General features: G+C 53.5%; 12 protein-coding genes. 5 read left to right on the top strand and 7 right to left on the bottom strand.

The window, feature by feature from the left end; genetic code table 11:
• Positions 1-92: 92 nt before the first annotated feature.
• Positions 93-5,120: a DUF4132 domain-containing protein gene (locus tag JMI88_RS14910; RefSeq protein WP_201362663.1), complete on the bottom strand. Its 5,028-nt coding sequence runs from the start codon at positions 5,118-5,120 to the stop codon at positions 93-95.
• A gap of 7 nt (positions 5,121-5,127) precedes the next feature.
• Positions 5,128-5,592 carry a hypothetical protein gene (locus JMI88_RS14905; protein ID WP_201362662.1) on the bottom strand — a complete coding sequence of 155 codons (465 nt, stop codon included), beginning with the start codon at positions 5,590-5,592 and terminating at the stop codon, positions 5,128-5,130.
• Between the two features lie 348 nt (positions 5,593-5,940).
• On the opposite strand from JMI88_RS14905, the gene JMI88_RS14900 reads away from it, so the two are divergent.
• The gene (locus tag JMI88_RS14900) at positions 5,941-7,146 is read left to right on the top strand and encodes a serine hydrolase domain-containing protein (RefSeq protein ID WP_201362661.1); all 1,206 of its coding nucleotides are present in this window, start codon (positions 5,941-5,943) and stop codon (positions 7,144-7,146) included.
• On the opposite strand, the gene JMI88_RS14895 is transcribed toward JMI88_RS14900, so the two are convergent.
• Both JMI88_RS14895 and JMI88_RS14890 read right to left on the bottom strand, forming a co-directional pair.
• The gene (locus tag JMI88_RS14895) at positions 7,125-7,535 is read right to left on the bottom strand and encodes a hypothetical protein (RefSeq protein ID WP_201362660.1); all 411 of its coding nucleotides are present in this window, start codon (positions 7,533-7,535) and stop codon (positions 7,125-7,127) included. The genes JMI88_RS14900 and JMI88_RS14895 overlap by 22 nt on opposite strands.
• Positions 7,529-9,298, bottom strand: a complete 1,770-nt coding sequence (locus JMI88_RS14890) for an ABC transporter ATP-binding protein (RefSeq protein WP_201362659.1) — start codon at positions 9,296-9,298, stop codon at positions 7,529-7,531. The genes JMI88_RS14895 and JMI88_RS14890 overlap by 7 nt, the downstream gene beginning before the upstream one ends.
• Positions 9,299-9,792: 494 nt before the next feature.
• On the opposite strand from JMI88_RS14890, the gene JMI88_RS14885 reads away from it, so the two are divergent.
• The 4 genes from JMI88_RS14885 to JMI88_RS14870 all read left to right on the top strand — a co-directional run bounded on the left by JMI88_RS14885 (position 9,793) and on the right by JMI88_RS14870 (position 15,676).
• A complete protein-coding gene (locus JMI88_RS14885; protein WP_201362658.1) occupies positions 9,793-13,347 on the top strand; it encodes a phosphodiester glycosidase family protein in 3,555 nt (1,184 codons plus the stop codon).
• 228 nt (positions 13,348-13,575) lie between these two features.
• Positions 13,576-14,043: a GNAT family N-acetyltransferase gene (locus tag JMI88_RS14880; RefSeq protein WP_201362657.1), complete on the top strand. Its 468-nt coding sequence runs from the start codon at positions 13,576-13,578 to the stop codon at positions 14,041-14,043.
• 597 nt (positions 14,044-14,640) lie between these two features.
• The gene (locus JMI88_RS14875) at positions 14,641-14,997 is read left to right on the top strand and encodes a hypothetical protein (protein ID WP_201362656.1); all 357 of its coding nucleotides are present in this window, start codon (positions 14,641-14,643) and stop codon (positions 14,995-14,997) included.
• Positions 14,998-15,175: 178 nt separating this feature from the next.
• Positions 15,176-15,676, top strand: a complete 501-nt coding sequence (locus JMI88_RS14870; protein WP_201362655.1) for a hypothetical protein — start codon at positions 15,176-15,178, stop codon at positions 15,674-15,676.
• Between the two features lie 719 nt (positions 15,677-16,395).
• Here JMI88_RS14870 and JMI88_RS14865 read toward each other — a convergent pair.
• From JMI88_RS14865 to JMI88_RS14855, 3 genes are all read right to left on the bottom strand, one after another.
• Positions 16,396-17,349 (bottom strand): aldo/keto reductase, encoded by a 954-nt coding sequence (locus JMI88_RS14865; protein WP_201362654.1) that lies wholly within the window; start codon positions 17,347-17,349, stop codon positions 16,396-16,398.
• A 266-nt stretch (positions 17,350-17,615) separates the two neighbouring features.
• The gene (locus tag JMI88_RS14860; RefSeq protein ID WP_201362653.1) at positions 17,616-18,293 is read right to left on the bottom strand and encodes a response regulator transcription factor; all 678 of its coding nucleotides are present in this window, start codon (positions 18,291-18,293) and stop codon (positions 17,616-17,618) included.
• Positions 18,286-19,740 (bottom strand): sensor histidine kinase, encoded by a 1,455-nt coding sequence (locus JMI88_RS14855; protein WP_236022926.1) that lies wholly within the window; start codon positions 19,738-19,740, stop codon positions 18,286-18,288. Before JMI88_RS14855 ends, JMI88_RS14860 begins: the two co-directional genes overlap by 8 nt.
• Between the last annotated feature and the right edge of the window lie 310 nt (positions 19,741-20,050).

Genomic DNA, 20,050 nt, shown 5'->3' with positions numbered 1-20,050 from the left:
CAAATGAAAAAAGTGGCTAAACCAGTAGCGCTTCACTCGCCATGTAGCAACGGAGCTCGACTCCGTTGCTACATCCATAAGGAATGTTACGCTCACAAAATCTGTTCCAGGATGCTGGGGTCTTTGATTTCGTGGTCGCGGGCCAGGGTGATGATTTTGGTGATCACTTCCGCTGTTTTGGGATCGTTGTCGGCAAATGGGAGAAAGATGCGCCCGCGATGTTGGGCATGCACGGGGATGATGCAGAGCGCTCCGCCTGGCTGACGATGGACGACAGCGCTGCCGAGGTGGACGCTGTAATGGCCAAGCGCGCCAGCGATCAGGGCGTGGGAACCCTTGAACGTGACGTTCTCGATACCAAGCAGCGTGCAGGTTTCGCTGGCCAGGGCACTGCGCATTTCAACGGTTGAGGCGCTGGCCTCTGGATCCACTCCCCCACTGTGGGCAACGCTGACCATCAGATCCAGGTCGCGCATGGTTTCACTGAAAACGTGCGGCGGGACACTGGCCAGCGCGATGGGTTTGTAGCTGTCGCGCTGGTGAAAGAAGACATCCCCGACGGTCAGTCCTTCAACTTCACTGGGCGTGTAAACACCATGGATGAAAGAGACAATGGCGGTCAGCTTCTCAGCGTGGAAGGTGCGCCTGACCCCCTCTTCATAGTCAACAATCCAGCCGCGCTGTCCCAATAAAGCGTGCGCCTGGCGCGGCTGAACCTGGTGGCCGTGGTAGCGCTGGGAAAGCGCATCATCGCCGTGTCGCGTTTCGTTGCTGGTACAGACATAGAGTTCGCGGAAAACCTGCTTGAATGGCTGGGTGCGCCCTACAGTGAAGCACTCGTGCTGCCATGCATGCCATGTTTTTACCAGCCACAGGTCGTGTGGATGTGCCAGGCGCAGATCCGTGGCGGCGGATTCGATCACGCTGACGCTGCCAGCATAATCGCGCAGGCTGAGTTGCGGCCCGCGATCGCCTTCGGAACGAAGCGGATAACCCATGACTGTGCTGTCCGTGTCGCGCACAATGATGAGCTGTTGCAGCAGGCGTGAGAGCACGGGATGAGCCAGCAGATCGAGGATTTCGTATGCGTTGAAGTGCTCGCCGCGACACATCGAAGCTTCCAGCGTGGCGCGCATACGTGAGATCTGCCGTTCGATTTCGCGTTTGCGATCAAGCAAATGCGCGACCTCCTCGTGCTTCTTCAAGCGCGCGGGCAGGCTCTTGAGCGTCTTGCCTTTCTTCCCGAACACGCTTAAAGCTGGTTCTGCCGAGATGGGATCAAGCTCCAACGTCACCGTGACATCCTCAACCGTGACGCTCAATGCTCCGTTGCGCAGGTCGGTCATACTCTGCGCCTCCATCGCCCATTGCAGGCGCAAGGGATCAGCAAAACCAGCTGTGCGCGCTAGATTTTCCATGCCGATACGGATGGCGGTTCCCTCACTGGCCCTGCGCTGCGCGCCAAATTTCCGACCCGTGCGTTTGAATTCCTGGAAAGTCTGGTAGCGCTCGGCGATTTCCGCCTCGCGTTCCGCGCGGTCCTCTGGCAGAGGCACCAGCCCCAGCGCGCGTACCACGTCTTGCGAGCGTTTCTCAAACACACGCTGGCGCAGGGTTGATGCATCTATTTTACCAGCCATCGTGTCCGCGTAGAGGCGCGCCCGCCCATGGCCAGTGCCATCGGAAGCATATTTCGCGGCGGCGTAGATTTGTTCCCAGCGCTGCGCGCCGAGACCATGATAGCTGGTCTGGAACCAGGTGACATCGACCGCTCCGTTGATCAGTTCGTCGGCACTGACCATTGTGCGTTCGGCAACCTGGGTTTGCCACATCTTGCGAATGTCGTCACCGACACTCCAGTTGCTCCCTTTGGTATGCGCATAGATCCACCAGATAGCATCGGCAAAGTTCGGCCAACCGAACACATATTCAACGTGTGACGCCCATTGAGGTGCATAGAGTGAGACCGCGATCAGGCGCTCGGTTGTTAGATTCGCCTCGCGCACCTGGCGCGCAAACTCCTCCAGGGTTTCTTCGGGATCAGGCGCACTAATCCGCAGCAGATGACTCCATGTACCTCCTTTGCTCTCGTTTCTACTGCCATAGCCACGCGCGAGCTCGGTGGGCTCAAGCAGAGCTATCAGGCGCACGAAGAGAGCCGTCCCGCCACTGTAACACAGCGCGAGGGCCAGTTCAGTCGCCAGAGTAGGCATCTCTCCGCGCCCCAACTCGACATCCAGAATCCGCGCACGCAGCTCAGCGACGGCGGTGCTTAGAATCGGATATCTTTCTATCTGTACAGGTGGTGTGCGCGTCGAAAGGGTGCGCAGATCGGTATGATGCGTATCCTTATTTGGTCCCCCCAACTGATCCAGAATATCGACCTTGCTCGCCGCACCGATGGCGTAGGCATGCATCAACGTATCGAGTGAAGGCCTGCTCCGCTCCAGACCAGGCGCGGGCTCGTCCAGCCAATGCAAGAGCTGCCAGTAGCGCTTGACATATTCCTCTTCCCATGTTTGCCCATACCAGGTGTAATACTCCTGAAGAAGCGTCAGTCCTCCATCGAAAGATTCTTGACGCCTGATATAAAGTCTCTGCCACTCGGGGTCTTTTTCCTGCTTCTGCAATTTGGCAACATCAACGTGGGCCAGCGCGGTTTCTGCGGTATCAAGCAAGAAGCTCAGGGTCAGATTTGATATTCCCGAGTGGCGGCGCAGCCAGCCGAATAGCCAGCTTATCAACAGATGATAGCGCAGGAAGATAGGTTCTAGTTCAGCGGCCTCGCTCTTCTTCTCCAATAGAGAAGCGGACTCCTGGCGCAAGAAAAGGCCCATATACGGCGATCGGCGATTGTCGTTATCATCAATGATTCGCGGAGTCGGAGCAGCCCGGGTTCTACGTAGGAAAAGAGCGGCCCGAACAAGCTCCAGGCCATCTTCATCGCGCATAGAGGCGGGCCGCTCTCTTTCCCATGTGAGCCAGATCTCAGCCAGCGGGAGGTGCTCACTCTCGTCATCAGCTGCATTCAGGTTCAGATCAGGTCGAGGCAGATAATAATATTGATTTATATTGCCTAAGAGCATTTCCTCGTGGCCGCGCCAGGTTTTCACCTGGATAGGAGTTTTGCTGTGCTCCTCAATTAGCGCGTCAAGGGCGCGCAGGCAGGCGCGCGCGGCTGGCGTGTCGATGGTCACGCTCAGTTTGCGTGGTGGAATGATCGGCGTACGCTGCTCGGGTTTGATCAGGCCCAGCACATTCTCACGCGTGTATGTTTCTTCCGTGCGACTGGCCGCGAAGATGGTTTCCAGAAGTACGCTCTCCACAGGAGTAAGGCTCGCGCGCTCCGCAGCGTAAGCGCGGGCCATAGCTGTTGCTCGCTCAATCTGGCGTTTGTCTGCCACCAGACCATTGAGCAGATCCAGCCCTGCCTGGCGCTGCAGGGCATGCGTTTGCGCCAGCAGCCGGCTGGCACTGGCTATTACAGCTTCGTCGTCACCTTTAAGCAGCAATTCAATCAGGCCACGCCGCAGGTCGACGCTTTTGCGGGTTAGCAACTGCTCTATCACCCGTGTATCAGCCTCATCTAGTGGATGGCCTGCAATCAGTTTTAGCATCTCAGAGCTCACCCAACGTGTGCGGTCCCCGAGCAGCTGGTACAGCGCGTCGCGCACCTTCTCATCCCAGGTGGGTAAAGCCGCTAATCTCTTCGCCAGGTTTATGCGATCACGAGAGTCCATTGCGGGCATGTAGGGGATGAGGCACCTGGGGTCGCGCTCACTCAGACAGTCAAGCAGGGTGCTCAGCATGCTGGCAACATTGACCTGGATTATCAGCCACGGCCAGATGCCGCTCTGGATGCACTGGTCTTTGCCCTCCATGCGTTTCAGTAAGGCCTGGACGCGCTCAAAGCATTCGCTCCGGATCTGCTGCCCCATTGTATATGTGTCCATATGGGCATAGGCATGGAGCGCGACGCGTAGATCGGGATCAGCGAGACAGTAGAAGAGCTTCTCCCACGCCTCGGGCAACTTCAGCAGGCCCAGCAGGTGAACGGCGGCCAGGCGACGCTCGGGCATGTCATCGGTAAGAATAGGCAGGGCCGCCACAATGGCCTTATCAGTATCAATAAATGCGGTCGCCCACAGAGCCAGATACACCTCCTGTGGATTGCCCTGATCGAGCGCTTTTTGGCGCACGTCTGGCTCATCAAGCAATGATACAAGCGCGCTGAGAGCACAGCGCAGGTCCTCAACATCCGAAACATCCCTGTCAAAACCCAGCCAGACGTTAGCGGCGCGCACCGTCGCGCTAAAACGCAGCAGGTCATGCTCAAGGATCAGTGTAATCATGCGTCGAAATGCCTGAGGATGAGCCTCGTCCACCGTCTCCAGAATCACCTGGCGCAGGCCTTCCTCACGTTGAGCCGCCAGCAGCAGGCGTTCAATACACTCCCAGCCCTCCTGACGTCCAGCAACGAGCAGGCCGGTAGTCACATGCCGACCCATCCTACCGGTCTCATGTTCGCCGCGCGCACAGGTCAGCAGTATCTGAAAAACATCCTCACCCTCAGGACCGCCCGCGTCAATGGCAGCTGCGAAGAGGATGCCAAAGGGCTGTGTATCATACGGAACAAGGTACGCCGCCCAGGCCGCAAACCAGGCCAGATCTTTCTCACGATAGCGCGCCAGGTGCAGCATGATGTTTTTGAGCCAGATCAGGCGTTTCTCGCGGTACGCCTGGATCTGAGCAGGCGCGCGAAAGGCACGTCGGTAGAAGTCAAACTGGTATGGTAGTTGTCCGATCAGTTGCCACGCCGCTTCCAGATGCGTGGCCAGGCGTGGCACTAGCGCAGTGAAAATCGCATGCCGCTCACGGGAACTCAGATCAGCCAGACGAGCGATCTGCTTTTCCAACTCTTTGAGCTGGCTCAGCCTCTCTGTATAATCATCAATCTGGTTCAGATCTTTCCCATGTTCATCGCAGTTGATCAACGCATAGGCGGGGGGACGCAAGGGAGCCGGTAACTCGTTCTCAATGGCAGCTAAAGAGAGCTCCAGCCAATTCGTTGTCTCTTCTGATTTCAGTTTCTCCTGAATATCTTCGCGTGCAAAAACCATCCTATTTTTAACCTCCTACCAGGGCCACAAGACGAATAAAGAGCAGGGAGCTTTCTTGATGCAACTGGACCGGGCCATCCAGCTCACGTTGTGGCTGACCATCAAGAAAGACCAGGTAGATGCCATCGACAAAACCTTGTAGCGCAACCTGAACTGCCTCATACTCATCAACCTCAACAGGCACGAGCTCTTTTTCGCCTCCCATACTAACCTTGCCTGTTCTGGCAGCGTCGTCAATCTCCTGAGCACTTAAAATGTTAAGCACGCGGCGTTCTTCCTGGCGAAGCCGAAAAGCCTGCACTTCCACACGCACCAACTCAGCGATCAGGTCGCGCAACCGAAAAACCTGTCCGCCATCCTCGTCGGGGTGCAGCAAGTTGGAAGGGAGCGTCACCTGCCAGGGAGCGCCCAGCGGTTTGCGCTTCCCGACCATCCTGGCTTCAACGCGCAGAGTCATATTTGCCTCATCCATAAGTATTCCTCTATATCATCTCAATAGGGAGAAAATCCAGTAGCATTGATAGCAGCACATAGTGCTTTGCATCTGCTGACTAGCTTTCATCCACAAAGTACCATTCTGCTGGCGAGAGAGGAAAGCGGTTATATAGCCATTTTTGTTAAACAGGGGCGGCTCCTACTAATAATAGGGGGACGAGAAAGGGAATGACAACATGTGCATAAAAACGGAAGTTATTGGAGAGTTATAAAGAGCAAGATTGAAGAAGACCATGAGCCATTGGTGTGCTACACTTTCTTTTGAGGTAGATCGAGCCCTCGGCAGAATTTTCTATACAAATCAGACACACGGAGGGAACAGGTGATGAACACAGCAGGATTGTCCAAGACGCGGCTCGCTCGCATGCACGATTTCATGTCTGGCTATGTCGAGCGCGGCGAAGTATCTGGTCTCATTACGCTTGTCAGTCGGAGAGGAGAGGTGCATGTTGATGCGATCGGCACGATGGCGTTTGGCGCAAGCGCCCCGATGAGGCGCGACACCATCTTTCGTGTTTCCTCCATGACCAAGCCCATCACGGCTGCGGCAACGATGATCCTGGTGGAGGAATGCAAGGTGCGTCTGGACGAGCCTGTGGATCGGTGGCTGCCCGAACTGGCTGAGCGCAAGGTGCTGAAGCGGCTCAATGGGCCGCTCGACGAGACGGTCCCGGCGAACCGATCGATCACGGTGCGTGACCTGCTCACCTTCTGCATGGGCTTCGGACAGATCATGGCATCGCCAGACGCCTATCCGATTATGCAGGCTGCGAACGAGCAGCAGATTGGCATGGGACCGCCGAGTCCATCGATGGTGCCTGCTCCCGATGAGTGGATGCGCCGCCTGGGGCGGCTCCCGCTTATGCATCAACCAGGTGAGCAGTGGATGTACAACACAGGGTCTGACGTGCTGGGCGTGCTGATTGCGCGTGCCTCGGGTCAGCCGCTTGAAACATTCTTGCGCGAACGCATCTTCGAGCCGTTGGGCATGAAGGACACCGGATTCAGCGTGTCGGCAGCCTCGCTCGACCGGCTGGCGACTAGTTACTGGCCTGATCCCGCAAGTGGAAAGCTCGTCGTGTATGACGAGGCCGCCGATAGCCAATGGAGCCACGCGCCTGCTTTCCCGTCGGGGGCTGGAGGACTGGTTTCGACCATCGACGACTACCTGGCCTTCGGTCAGATGATGTTATCACAGGGCAAATACGGCAACAAGCGCATCCTGTCGAGGCTTTCGGTCGAGACCATGACGACCGACCAGTTAACGCCCAAGCAGAAAGCGGTATCCAGCCTGGTTCCAGGCTTCTTTGATAGCCACGGCTGGGGATTCGGTGTCTCTGTGGTCACCAGACGCGATGACATCGCATCGGTGCCTGGCCGGTACGGTTGGGATGGTGGCATGGGCACCTCCTGGTATTCCGACCCTAGAGAGGAGATGGTTATCATCCTCATGACTCAGTGTGCCTGGACGTCCCCCAGCCCACCGAACGTCTATTTCTGGACGTTAGCCTACCAGGCGATCGACGACTGAGACGCCTCCATCGTCTCCCCTTTTACCGATACATCTTTGAAAAAGAGATATTGTGCCTTACACGTAGGCAGAGTCCGCTCAACGCGATGAAGAAGTTCCAGATCAGGGAACGGCGTTTTGATAATGGCATGGCTACCGTACTGATCATGTTGCTTCCAGATCAGTGGATAGTGGTGTAATTCCTGGATCAAATATGCCTCAAAGCGCTCTGGCTCTACGCTGATTTCTACCGTAAAATAGAGTTCTGGAACGTAACCATTACTGGTATAAAAATCGTAAGAGCTCTCCTGAGCACCGAGTAAGAAACGGGTAAAACCAAAATGAGCATATTGAGACCAGAAGAGCAGTGATCGTACTACTGGAAAATCTCCGACTGTATATCTTAGCACGATTTCAACTGCTCCTCGTAGAATTGGGAATAAAGACCGCCTTGCTGGAGCAGTTCAGCGTGTGTTCCGCGCTCGACGATGCGTCCCGCGTTCATTACTAGAATCAGGTCGGCGGCGAGGATCGTCGAGAGGCGGTGAGCAATCGCCAGCGTCGTGCGCCCTTTCTGAAGCTCCATCAGAGCTGTTTGAATCAGACGCTCGGAGCGTGTATCAAGGGCGCTGGTCGCCTCGTCCAAAATCAAGATGCGCGGATTTTTGAGCAAGACACGGGCGATGGCAACGCGCTGCTTCTCGCCGCCTGAAAGCAGATAACCGCGTGGGCCAACCACTGTCTCGTAGCCATTGGGCAGTTGTAGAATGCGCTCATGGATCTGAGCGGCCTGCGCGGCAGCGATCACCTCCTCGTCAGAAGCCTCAGGCCGTCCATAAGCAATATTCGCGCGCATCGTAGCATTGAGCAAATACGTTTCCTGTGTCACGATACCGATATGCTGGAGCAGGCTCTCCTGCATCACGGAGCGCACATCATGACCATCGATCTCTACCGCTCCTTGCTCCACATCGTAGAACCTGGGCACCAGGTAAGCCGTCGTGGTTTTGCCTGCGCCACTCGGACCAACCAGAGCAACGAGTTGTCCTGGTCGAACCGCGAAATCTATATCCATCAGCGTCGGTCGCTCCGGTTGATAACGGAAGCGCACATGACGAAAGCGAAGATGTCCGCTGACATGCTCAAGCGTCCTGGCATCAGCGCGGTCGGCGATCTCGATGGGAAGATCAAGGTATGCAAAAAGGCGCTCGAAGAGGGCGAGCGCTGATTGAATGTCGAGAGGAATACTGAGCACATGGCGCAGCGTTGGAAAGAACTGGCTTTGCAGCGCGATAAAGGCAACCAGTGAACCAAGGCTGAGGCGACCACCAATGACCTGAAATCCTCCCACATAGTAGACCAGGGCTGGGGCAATGTTGAAAAAGATGTGGAAGCTCAAGAGAAACCAGCGCCCGATCATCGTCTGGCGGACCTGTACGGCCACCAGCCGTTCACTTGTCGCGCTAAAACGGGTCGTTTCAGCTCGTTGCCTGCCGAAGCTCTTCACAAGGAGTGCGCCACTGACATTGAGCGTCTCCTCAAGTACAGACACGACATCGGCCAACATCTGCTGCGTCTCTTTGCTCGCGTCTCGCACAACCCTACTAACTCGCAGAGCAAGAAAGACAAAGATCGGCGTCAGACCGAGGGAAAGAAGGGTCAGTGGCACATTTAAGCTCAACATCACGACTAGCGTTGTAAGCATAACGATGGAGTTGGAAAGCGTCCCGCTCAGAGCATTGCTGAGCACATCACTCACGCCATTAACATCGTTGGCCAGACGCGAGATGATCTCACCGGTGCGCTCCATGGTATAAAAACGCAGAGCAACGACTTGAAGATGAGTATACAGGCCAGTGCGCATGTCGTGCATGACATACTGAGCCAGGGTGACCCTCACGTAATCCAGAGCAATGCTGACCAAGCCAGTCACTATCGGCAGAGCGATCAGCGCAAGCACCAACCAGGCCAGCAGAACAAGATCTTTGTGTGGGAACGCCTGATCAATGATCATCTTCGTGACTTCGGGAACGACTGCAGTACCAAGAATAGCGTTTATCAGGATCATGACAGTGATCAGAAACACACGCCCCCAGTAGGGACGAAAGGTCTGGATAAGGCGCTTGAAGTTTCCAGTTGCAGCAAGTGTGACTGGTTGGATGGTAGGCAGCACGGTTTTCCTCCTTGAAGCGAATAGACAAACAAGAGCGCGCCACGCCAGCCAAACCCATTTTGGCACAAAAAGCTTCTAAAACATCTATTAGAAAGGTAAAAGGTATACAATGATGCTTCATTGAGCGTATGAGCGGAAAATATCGTTTGAGGGTTGGAATATGGGTGGCGAGGCATCTATTATACACCCCAAACCCGGAAATCCTTGGTGTTTACAGACGAGATTTTTGGAAGCTGTTCAAAATCCTTTATTTTTCCGCAAAGACCGAATGCAACAATACATATTCCAGATCTTGAACAGGTATGGTCGATTATGCCAAAAACAATAATTTGTTATTAACTTGATTCAAGGATAGATAACCTCTGCTTAATAAAAAAGATGTATACTAGACAATAGTGGTCAATCGACACGCACCTATCAATCAGGCATGCACTGGTAAGAGCATCTATTTTTACCGTTTATTTCGTAGTATTTTTCTAATAAGGAAATCTTGTATGTTTCAGGGAAGACATCGTCTTGAAAATGCATCAAGGCAAACTGGTTGGAAAAAACACATTATTATCAATGTGGCTCTGACTTTACTTCTTTTCACACTTCTGAGTAATAATTCTGTTTATGCTCAAACACACACAGTACATAGTTCGCACCAGGCTCAAACACAACACAGCACTGATACATCCTGGCTGCCTTCAACTCCTCCCAACTGGCCTGTTGTTGTAGATGAACATAGCACGCTCCAACAACAGCAGGTAACCAGCGGAGTGACCGTTTCCGGCGATGTGTTGCAGACGGTCGGTGGCCCGGAGCAGACCAGCCAGCTCAATATCGACCTCTCAAATCCCAATGTGCGCCTTGGAGTTGTCCAGGCACACGATACTCTTTTCAGCCAGGACGAGCCGATAAGCTCGATGGCAAATCGTACCCACGCAGTAGCGGGCATCAATGCCGATTTCTTTGAGATCTATGGGACAGGTGATCCAGTTGGTATGGTAGAGATCAATCATCGTATCATCCAGAGTCCCGCCTCATACGCAGTACTGGGCATCACACCTTCTGGTAAACTTAACATCGCTGATGAAAACTTTTCCGGCGCAGTCACAGACGGTAGCTCCAGTCATGCGCTGAGCTCAATCAACCGCTATAGCGATACCAAAGGTGATCATCTGGCCTTCTTTACACCAGACTTAGGGAGCTCGCTTACCTTGAGTGGAAATACTGTCGCTCTCCTTAAGGCAGTTAATGGCACCAATGACACCTATACGGTCCAATCAATACAAACGAACAGCAATTCATTGCCTGCGCTTAGCGGCGAAGATGCCCTGGTCGCTAGCGGTAGCTCTGCCAGCTGGCTCTCTTCTAGCGTTCACACTGGTGATAAAATCACCCTTTCTGAGCAGATCTCACCCGATAATAATCTGGTAAATGCTGTCGGAGGAGGCACAATCCTCGTAAAAGATGGAGCATATTTCGACGATCCTCAGAATATAGCGCCCGGCGAAAAGAACGCTCAAAACCCAGTTACTGCTCTTGGTATTACAAAAGATGGTAATCATGCCTTCATGGTTGTTATCGATGGTCATCAGTCCGGACCTTATAAAAGCCGTGGCGTCACCCAGCCCGAAATGGCCGGTTATCTGATCGCTCATGGCGCGTACCAGGCCATCATGTTCGATAGCGGTGGCTCTTCTGACATGGTCGCTCGTCTTCCAGGCCAGCAGCAAGTCTCGGTCATGAATACTCCATCCGATGGACACGAGCGCCCGGTCGCTAATGGCCTTTTCGTTTATAGCACCGAAAGTGCCCCTGCTCCTGCGACAAAAGCGGTCGTGAATAACGGCCAACCCTTGACGATGCTTACCAACACGACCATTCCATTATCAAGCTACGCTCTCGATGCTCAGGGGAATCCGGCCTCCACACCCGTCGAAGTAAGCGTTTCCCCCGCCAAACTGGCCAGCGTTAGCAATGGCACCATCACGGCAGAGGGTACAGGACATGGCATTCTAACGATCCAATCGGGCGAGGCCCACTCTACAGAACCATTGGATATCGTAGATCACCTGGCGTCGCTCACCGTTTCGCCGAATAGCGCCGATCTTGCCAACAAGCAAACCCAGCAGCTACAGGTCACAGGCACAGCCGCCAACGGCGCAAACGTTCCCATTCCAACCAATGCCGTACAGTGGAGCGTTGATCCATCTTCCATGGGCAGCATCGATCAGGCCGGCCTCTTCACTGCTTCTGATACAACGACTGCTCTGGGTAAAGTGACAGCCACTATTGGTGGAGTCAGCGCTTCTTCCAGCATCGCAGTTGGTCAGATAGCCAAAAATATTGCGCCTCTGACCGACGTAAACAACTGGAGCGTTACCGACAAGTACATGAGCAATTATCCCAGAACCGTACCAAGCCCAGGACCTCAAACGACCGCGACGGGCAGCATCTCATTAAGCACAACAGAGAAACATGTGCCAGATGATAGTGGTTCGCTCGATCTCCATTACACCTTCGCTGGCGGACAACACGTTCTGGATTTTAACGCCTATCCCAATGATCTCAACGAAATTCAGGTTCCCACATTGAGTAATAATCAAGCACCAACCTCGATTGGTATGTGGGTCAAAGGAAATGCGGACCTTGCCAAAGGTTCCGGCAAACCACTGAATCCTGGAACGTTGACCTTTACGCTGGGTCTCTTCGGATCCGATAACCAGACCATCAAATTCTACCCGGCGGCGATGACTTTCGATGGCTGGCAGTTCGTTACCGCTCAGCTCCCGGCTGGTCAATCATATCCACTCCGCTTCAATTACCTGGGACTGGTAATTATCAATCCGGCGACAACGATGACTGGCGATATCTATGTCAGCGACTTCCAGGCGCTTTACTCACCACGTCCGCCCAAGCCATATGTGTACCAGCCGATCCCTGCGAATCCATCCTGGCTACAGTACACCGAAAATCCGGCTGATTTTAAGAATGGTGGGACAACTATTGCCAGCCTGGACGATGCGCACGTCCACGCCAACGATCCTAATTCGACGGGAAGTGTGGCACTGAAACAGGTCGGACAACAGTTCAAACTCCTTCCAACGCAAGCACAGCCTTCGGCAATACAAACTCAGGGTGACATGGTTGATGCAGGAACGACACCGAATCTCCAATACCTCAAATCCATGCTGGACGGCTTTGGGGTTCCGTACCACGAGGCGGTCGGAAACCACGAAATCACGCAGGGAGCCGATCCCGAAACGAAAAACTACACGTCGGTATTTGGACCAACACACTACGCTTATACCGCCGGACAAGCTAACTTTATGGTCCTGGATAGTGCACACATTGGAATTCTGGCCTCAAATAACTTCCAGGTACCAAATGAGGAACAATATCAGTGGCTGATCAACCAGTTGAACGCCAATACATCGTCGGTAGTTTTCATCACAACACACGTTCCGGCATACGATCCACACCCGGTCAAGACCAGCCAGTTTTCGGACAGCTACGAGGCTCAGATGTACGAATTGTTAGCTGAACGCTATCAGAATTCTCATCCGAACGTCCACGTCATCATGCTCCTCGGCCATGCTCGTGGCTTCTCTGAGAACTTGCTCGACCAGTATGGAAACGATGACGTTCATGGTCTACCCAATTTCGTTATTGCCGACGTTGGCGTACCAGCCTATGCGCCAGCGGACCAGGGTGGCTTCTACAACTATGTACTCTTCCACGTCTTGCCTGATGGTCATGTGCAGTTTTCTGTCATGCCTCTGCTCAACAAGATCGACGTGACGGCCCCATCGTCAACGCTCGCAAAGGGAACAACACTGCAGCTGACCGCGCTAGGTACCGAACCAAATGGCGACGACCTGGCACCGCTCCAGTTGCCGATTAGCGATCCAGCCTCACACTACTGGACCAGCTCGGATCCACACATTGCCAGCATTGACAGCAATAGTGGTAAAGTAACGGCTCACCAGGCAGGAACCGTCACTATCACCTGTACGTCGGACATGATCAGCGGGTCAACAACGCTGACCGTTACACCGTAATCTAAAACAACACAGAACAAACTATCGCTTACCAGTGCAAGGCTGCTCGAAATGAGCAGCCTTGCGTTTTGATGACAGTAAGCACCATAACAAGCGCAAGGGCTAATCTCCCGATGAGCAACAAAATAACGCAGGTATCATCGATGAGCACAGACTTGCCAAAACAAACAGATCCATATAAGCTAAAGGGACTAGCCGTCTTTTTTCATAGCGTAGGGAGGAGCGTTCGTGAACATTCGACAATATCAGCAGATTGACCAGGATGCAGTCTGGGCCCTTCACAAGGCAGCACTACACGGTACTGGAGCCGATTTGGAAGACGGCCATTGGGATGCTGATCTTTTTCAGATTGAGCAGGTATATCTCGATAACCAGGGTGAATTTCTCGTTGGTGAGATCGAGGATCGTATTGTTGCCATGGGAGCAATCAGAAGAATATCGGAGACACGAAGCGAAATTAAGCGCATGAGGGTACATCCTGGCTTTCAAAAACGTGGACTCGGGCAGATGATTCTATCGCATTTAGAGGCCCGCGCCGTTGCGTTAGGCTATCAAACGCTTCAGCTAGATACCACGACCCTCCAGATAGCTGCTCAACGTCTCTACCGAAAAAATGGCTTCACACAACTTGAGAAAACAGAGACCATCAATGGGCTTACGGTCCTTCTCTTCGAGAAGAAGCTTCATTTCTCTTAATCCAACATCTTTTGATCGGCTTGATCGATTTGATCTCCGACAACAGGAGAGATGGATTGATACCTCCAGCAATAAATATGTGTTGTCGTTAGAACTTTGGCTCAGTACTGGAAGAAGTGATGATCAGTGCCGACTCCATCTGATCTTTGATGATATTCAGCAACTCCAACTGAAGGCGAGTGTGGGCAATCTGATGCTCCCACGCTTTCCACATACTCGGTCGAGCGATGGAAAAGAGGGTATAGTGCAGACACTTCCCTGCGTTCTCTTACGTAATCACTATAGGAGGAACTCATGGACGAACACGACGTTCCAACACGCACACCAATAAACCCGCTCAGCGAACGCTTCTTGCGCTGGATCAGGGCCGAAGCACTCCGTTATCGTTGTTTGCCAGATGTAGTGTGGTAGAAGGAGCGACGAGGTGCGCCTTGGTCAGAACGAGATACCCGATCAAGCCACACGACATTGAGGGTGCCACCCAGTGGTATGGCCTGCCAGCGGGTACACATGGAATCCAGAGCGGGACGCAGTGGAAAGAGAAGAAGTGCGATGATCGAAACCCGTTGAAAGGTCCTGCATTCAGGAGCATGGTTTATGTCCGAAGAAGATCGGGGATTGACAAGCCGGATTGGCCCTGTCGAGATCGATTGGCCTCACACCATTGGGTATTATGGGGGAATCGGTCTGGCCATGGCCTTTGAACTCATTGAACCGCCGCTTGCCCTTTTTATCGCCGATGTACCTTTTTTTAAAATGCTCAATGTGCCTCAGGCATCGCGCCCAATGCGTTTTGTCGCCCAAATTCTTGACGGCGCGGCAAAGCCCGTCGGAGGAAGCGCTGAAGCCACCTTACGCTTGTCGACTGATACATCGCAACACCTTTCGTTCTTACAAGAGGCGCGTCAACTGGCGAGGCACATGAGCATGAAAAAAGGGGAGGAGACTAGCTGATGCCAAGCATATGGGCTGCCATCGAGAAATTGACAGAACCAGCCAGGTACAGCATGCGTCTTGGCGAGAGGATCACTGCCAGGTATGCACGGAGCGGGCTGCGCTGCCCCTCGCCCCGGTGACGCTTGATTGTCTGTTCCATTGCGGGAAGCGGCGATACATTTCCTTGGGAGGCGTTATGACGGTCGGCAGATTTCAGGTGATGGCACTCTTACAAGCGGCCCGGGCAAGAGTCCTGGGGTATCCACTTGACGAGGCGGAAAGCTTCGGCCTCAACCGGGCGATCTTTTACGCTGCCGCGAAAAGAGGGTTTACTGGTGGAAAAGACAAGAATCATCCGGGAGAACCGCGGAGGTTAAAGGAAACCCCGGTAAAGAAGACCAACAAAACCATCCAGCAAGATACCCTTGGTAATGAAGTCGCCTATTATGTAGAGATTGACGGAAAGAAACGGTATGTGATGGGAGAAGAGATCCTGGAGCCAGATGACTTTGGCTGGCAAGTCGAACAACGCTTCGGCCAAGCGTTTCCAGAGGCATGGCAACAGGCTGTACAGATCATCGAGCAGACGGACAAAGCGACGTTAGCATCACAGCGCCGTTTTTATGAAGAGGTATATAAACCCAGGAGAGACGAACTGGCAAAAGCCTGGTCGGAACTGAGTCAACAGGCCCGCTAGTGCCTTGAGCAGCACGATGATGCGTCACAGGGGATCAGGCGATAACAGAAGTGAGTTTTCAGCATGTCGTCGGCGGTATCGAGTGCACTATCAAAGACGGTGGCGCTTCTCTCAGCGCCACCATTTGTGTCTCCTTTGCTTTCCACTCAGACGTATCCACGTGAGGAGAGTCAACGACAGAGAGGAAAAAGGAAGGTTTTTGGTGAAGTAATGCGCACACGTAATCCTTCTCATTAAAACAAGGTTGAGCGTCTGCTGGGCGCTTTCAATGTTACTGACAATAGCAGCGGTGAACAGCAGTAACAATGAAAGCATCCCATAGAGGCTCGCTTTTAAGCGCTCTCTTTCTCTCGTGTATTGATAAAAGCTGCTTTAGAACCCGGAAGGTACGCTTCTTGTACGCGAGCATGTCAGCGCCAAAGAGCGCCTTGCCTACAATGCTCAAGGTCAGACCACTCATCTGCTGGAACAGATCAGACGGAATTCCGCAGTGCCTTATGCCACGATGGTCCGGGAGACAAGGGCCGCCGCGTTCGCTCCGGTAGAGGCTCCACAGGTTTCGATGTCAATGTCGATTGAGACATGCCCTGTTCTCCTTTGAGCTGAGCTTCGCACACACGATACCTGCTCCCGGGAAAGCAGAGAGACGCTCCTGCCGCATCTCCTCGGTTTCCACTGCCTCGAAACCAGCATCCGAATCGAATCTAAAAATTGACACATTACGGATGCTCTGCCAGAAACTTCTCGATCCGTGCGAACTCGCTATCACTCAGGCGGAAATCCGCTGCTGGGGCCAGTTCTTCAATCTGGCTGGGGCGGCGCGCACCAACAATAGCAGCCGTGACGGCTGGATTATGCAGTGTCCAGGCAATAGCGACGACGCCCGTCGTGATGTTGTGCTGCTTACCAATGTCTGCGAGCAGCTCTACCAGCATCAGGTTGCGTGACAGACGCGGTTCTTGATATTCCGGATTCCTTTTCCGCCAGTCATCATCAGGCAGATGCGCAATGCGTTCAGGCGTCATACGACCAGTTAGCAGGCCAGAGGCCATTGGTGAGTAGACAATGACGCCGATGTTATTCTGCTGACAATAGGGCAGGATTCCCTCCTCAATACCTCGATCAATCAGCGAGTAGGGTGGCTGAAGTGTCTCAACGGGCGCGATCTTCTCAGCACGACGCATCTGCTCAACATTGAAGTTCGAGACGCCAATGTGGCGTACTTTGCCCTCCTTCTTCAGCGCGGCGAGTGTGCTCCAGCCCTCCTCAATATCAGTCTCAGGGTCGGGCCAGTGGATTTGATAGAGATCGATAACGTCGATGTCGAGACGTTTCAAGCTGTTTTCGGCTTCTCGGCGAATCGAGTCAGCTTTGAGACTATGGCTTATTTTTCTGTTCTCATCCCAGATCATGGAGCACTTAGTAAAGATATATGGCCTCTCACGACCTTTAATAGCCTGACCAACGATCTGTTCGGAGTGGCCCAGTCCATACACAGCGGCGGTATCGATCCAGTTGATGCCCAGATCCAGCGCACGGTGGATCGTATCTATGGACTCCCGGTCATCCTGTGGTCCCCAAGCAAATTCCCATTGACCGCCACCAATAGCCCAGGTTCCCAGGCCAATTCGCGTGATCTGCATGCCTGTCTTGCCAAATTGATGCGTTTGCATCTATTAAATCCTTTCTTGCCAGGATGTGCTTATAAACTTACAAGGAACTTCAAACACCGCGGTCATGCTAGCACTCGATGTACAACGCTGTCAAACTCGTCAGCGCTTGTTTGCTCTGAGGAGCGGCAACAGGCGACTGCGTGACCATGAATAAAATAATTCGACCATCTGCTAGTACTACAGTTGTAAGTGAGGGTGGGAAGCAAGGTGGCGTTTGTAATGATAAAGCCGTGCAGTAGCCTGATGCATACATCGCCAATCATAGATCAGGTCTCTTCCCTTCGCCTGGGAAGCAGACCGTGCTCGATAGCAATGGCGACCGCCGCTGCCCGCGAATCGACATTCAGTTTGGTGTAGATGCTATTCAAATAGGACTCGACCGTGCGACGTGTAATCCCCAGGCGAGCACCAACCTCTTTACTCCGCTCGCCAGAAGCGATCCCGGCCAATACCTCCCGCTCCCGTGCCGTCAGTTGGAAGTCGCTGTTCTCGTGTGCAGCTGATGGAGCTGATCTCTTCTGCGTTGCATGGTCCAGGAGGCGTTTCATCAGTTCCGGCTGCAGCAGCATATTCCCATGAGCTGCGCTCTCAATCGCTTGCAAGACCGTCTCAAGACTGCTTTCTTTAAGCAAGTAGCCACGTGCGCCCGCCCGAAGGCTACGCAACATCAGATCGTCTTCATCGTAGGTGGTCAGCACGATGATGGCGATCTGTGGCCATTGAGCACGTATCCGCTCAATGGCTTCTAACCCATCCATAACAGGCATGCGCAAATCCATCAAGACCACATCGGGTTGCAGCGAGCTGATCAACTGAATCGCAGCGCTTCCATCAGCGGCTTCGCCTACCAACTCAATCCCTTCTTCCATGCCAAGCATCAAGCGCAGGCCAGTGCGAACAATCGGATGATCGTCGGCGATGACCACGCGGATCTTCTCAGGCATACGTATGCTCCTGGGTACTCGGAGAGGTTTGACTCGCCTCTGTGCGAGATGGGACTGGATCACCTGATGCGGCAAGAGGGTTACGGAACTCAAGTGTCGTTCCTTTTCCATCTGAACTGCTCACCGACAAGGTCCCCTCTACCAGGTTGGCTCGCTCTTGCAGTCCCAGCAATCCATAATGACCGGTGTAGAGAGCCTGGTTGGCAGGATCAAAGCCCTGACCATCGTCGTGCACCAGGATCGAGAGCCATCTTTCCACGACCCTTACTTCTACGCTCACCTGCCGGGCCTGAGCATGGCGTGCCACATTGCTTAACCCTTCGCCGATGACGCGCAGGATATGTTCGCAAGCGTGAGTAGGTGTATGGATCAAATCATCCAGGTGGGCATGACACACGATGCCAGTCATCTGGAAAAAATGTGCGATCTCTCCCTGAACGGACTCGACAAACTGATCCACACGAGGGGTTTTGGAACGCAGATCCGTAATGGCATGACGCGCATCCTGCAGGGTTGTACGCGCGTAGAAGAGCGCTTGGCTGAGTACCTGTTGTGCCTGCTGATAGTTCTTGCGATGCATCTGAGCAGAGGTGACCTCCAATTGCATAATCATCCCGGCTATTCCCTGGGCCAGGGTATCATGCAGTTCGCGTGCTATACGCTGGCGTTCGGTCAGCAAGGTCAGTGTTTCGATTTGTCTGGACGAGACAGCAAGCCTGCTATACGCTCCTTGTAATTCCAGATGAGCCTGTTCGAGTTCTCTTTGAGCGCTTGATTGCTGTAGATATAACATCAGGTATCCAAGCACGAAAAAGACAATCGTCGTCAAATCGGAGAAGCTCCAGAAACTGAGCCAGAGAGCTGCCAGGTTCATCCCAAGGGGAACGTCGTAAGAGGGGGGGATGCTGAGCGAGACAAAAAACAGCAGCAGGTAGCTCGTGCCAATCAGGAGCGCCGGGACAGCGCGTTTGAACATAGCTACTGCACACAGCGTCAGCACCAGGTAGCAATTCAGCGCCAGATTTGGCTGCTCCACCACCCACTGCATTGCTACAACGAACAGACCCTGGAACAAGAAATACAGCCAGAGGAACCGGGGCTGCACCCGACCAGAAAGTCCTCTCCAGAGCAAGAAGCTATAAAGCGCCACAAGCAGCAGGAAGAGGAGGACGGATGAGAGGGGCAGTGTGGACGCGACGACAACACCGCTTTGCAATTTTTGCAATTTAGGAAGAGAAGACGAGTTCAGGGAATCTGCGGGAAGGGGAGAAAGCGCCACAAAGTACACGCCGCTACGGATCGTCTGCGGCACACCATCGCCAATAAAATGGCTGTTAGTCGGGCTATCCTGCACATTACTGCCCAGAAGCGATCCGATCACTGCCGTTGCTACCCAGAGCAGGAGAAACCAGCGCAACGGTTCCTTCATCAGAAATTTGTTCTTCATGAGACAACATCTCCTTCCTTGTTGATGGAACCTCTTCAGATTCCATAGTATACCATCAATTGCGCTCTCTGCCCTCCCGGAAATTACTACCGTAAAATGTGCAGCCTCCACAGACATTTCTACAAGGGAAGTTCCACGATGACGCGAGCCACGCAGACCGCTAGAGTAGAGGGTGCGAAAGAGCGGCGAACATGTTGGACTGGAAAGCTCGTGAGTGTGATTTTCACACCTCTCCTGGTCCACCTCCATTGATATTCCGCTTGACAATGACTCTTTCGCGTCTAGCCTGCGGCTCAATCAAGCGGATCAG

Source organism: Dictyobacter formicarum (assembly GCF_016587435.1).
Note: the sequence above shows the minus strand (reverse complement) of the source record. Positions and strands in the feature narration are given on the sequence as shown.

Excerpts from the sequence above, each read along its gene's own strand:
- JMI88_RS14910 (WP_201362663.1), bottom strand. The coding sequence starts at position 5,120 with ATGGTTTTTGCACGCGAAGATATTCAGGAGAAACTGAAATCAGAAGAG.
- JMI88_RS14905 (WP_201362662.1), bottom strand. The coding sequence starts at position 5,592 with ATGGATGAGGCAAATATGACTCTGCGCGTTGAAGCCAGGATGGTCGGG.
- JMI88_RS14900 (WP_201362661.1), top strand. The coding sequence starts at position 5,941 with ATGAACACAGCAGGATTGTCCAAGACGCGGCTCGCTCGCATGCACGAT.
- JMI88_RS14885 (WP_201362658.1), top strand. The coding sequence starts at position 9,793 with ATGTTTCAGGGAAGACATCGTCTTGAAAATGCATCAAGGCAAACTGGT.
- JMI88_RS14875 (WP_201362656.1), top strand. The coding sequence starts at position 14,641 with ATGTCCGAAGAAGATCGGGGATTGACAAGCCGGATTGGCCCTGTCGAG.
- JMI88_RS14870 (WP_201362655.1), top strand. The coding sequence starts at position 15,176 with ATGACGGTCGGCAGATTTCAGGTGATGGCACTCTTACAAGCGGCCCGG.
- JMI88_RS14865 (WP_201362654.1), bottom strand. The coding sequence starts at position 17,349 with ATGCAAACGCATCAATTTGGCAAGACAGGCATGCAGATCACGCGAATT.
- JMI88_RS14860 (WP_201362653.1), bottom strand. The coding sequence starts at position 18,293 with ATGCCTGAGAAGATCCGCGTGGTCATCGCCGACGATCATCCGATTGTT.
- JMI88_RS14855 (WP_236022926.1), bottom strand. The coding sequence starts at position 19,740 with ATGAAGAACAAATTTCTGATGAAGGAACCGTTGCGCTGGTTTCTCCTG.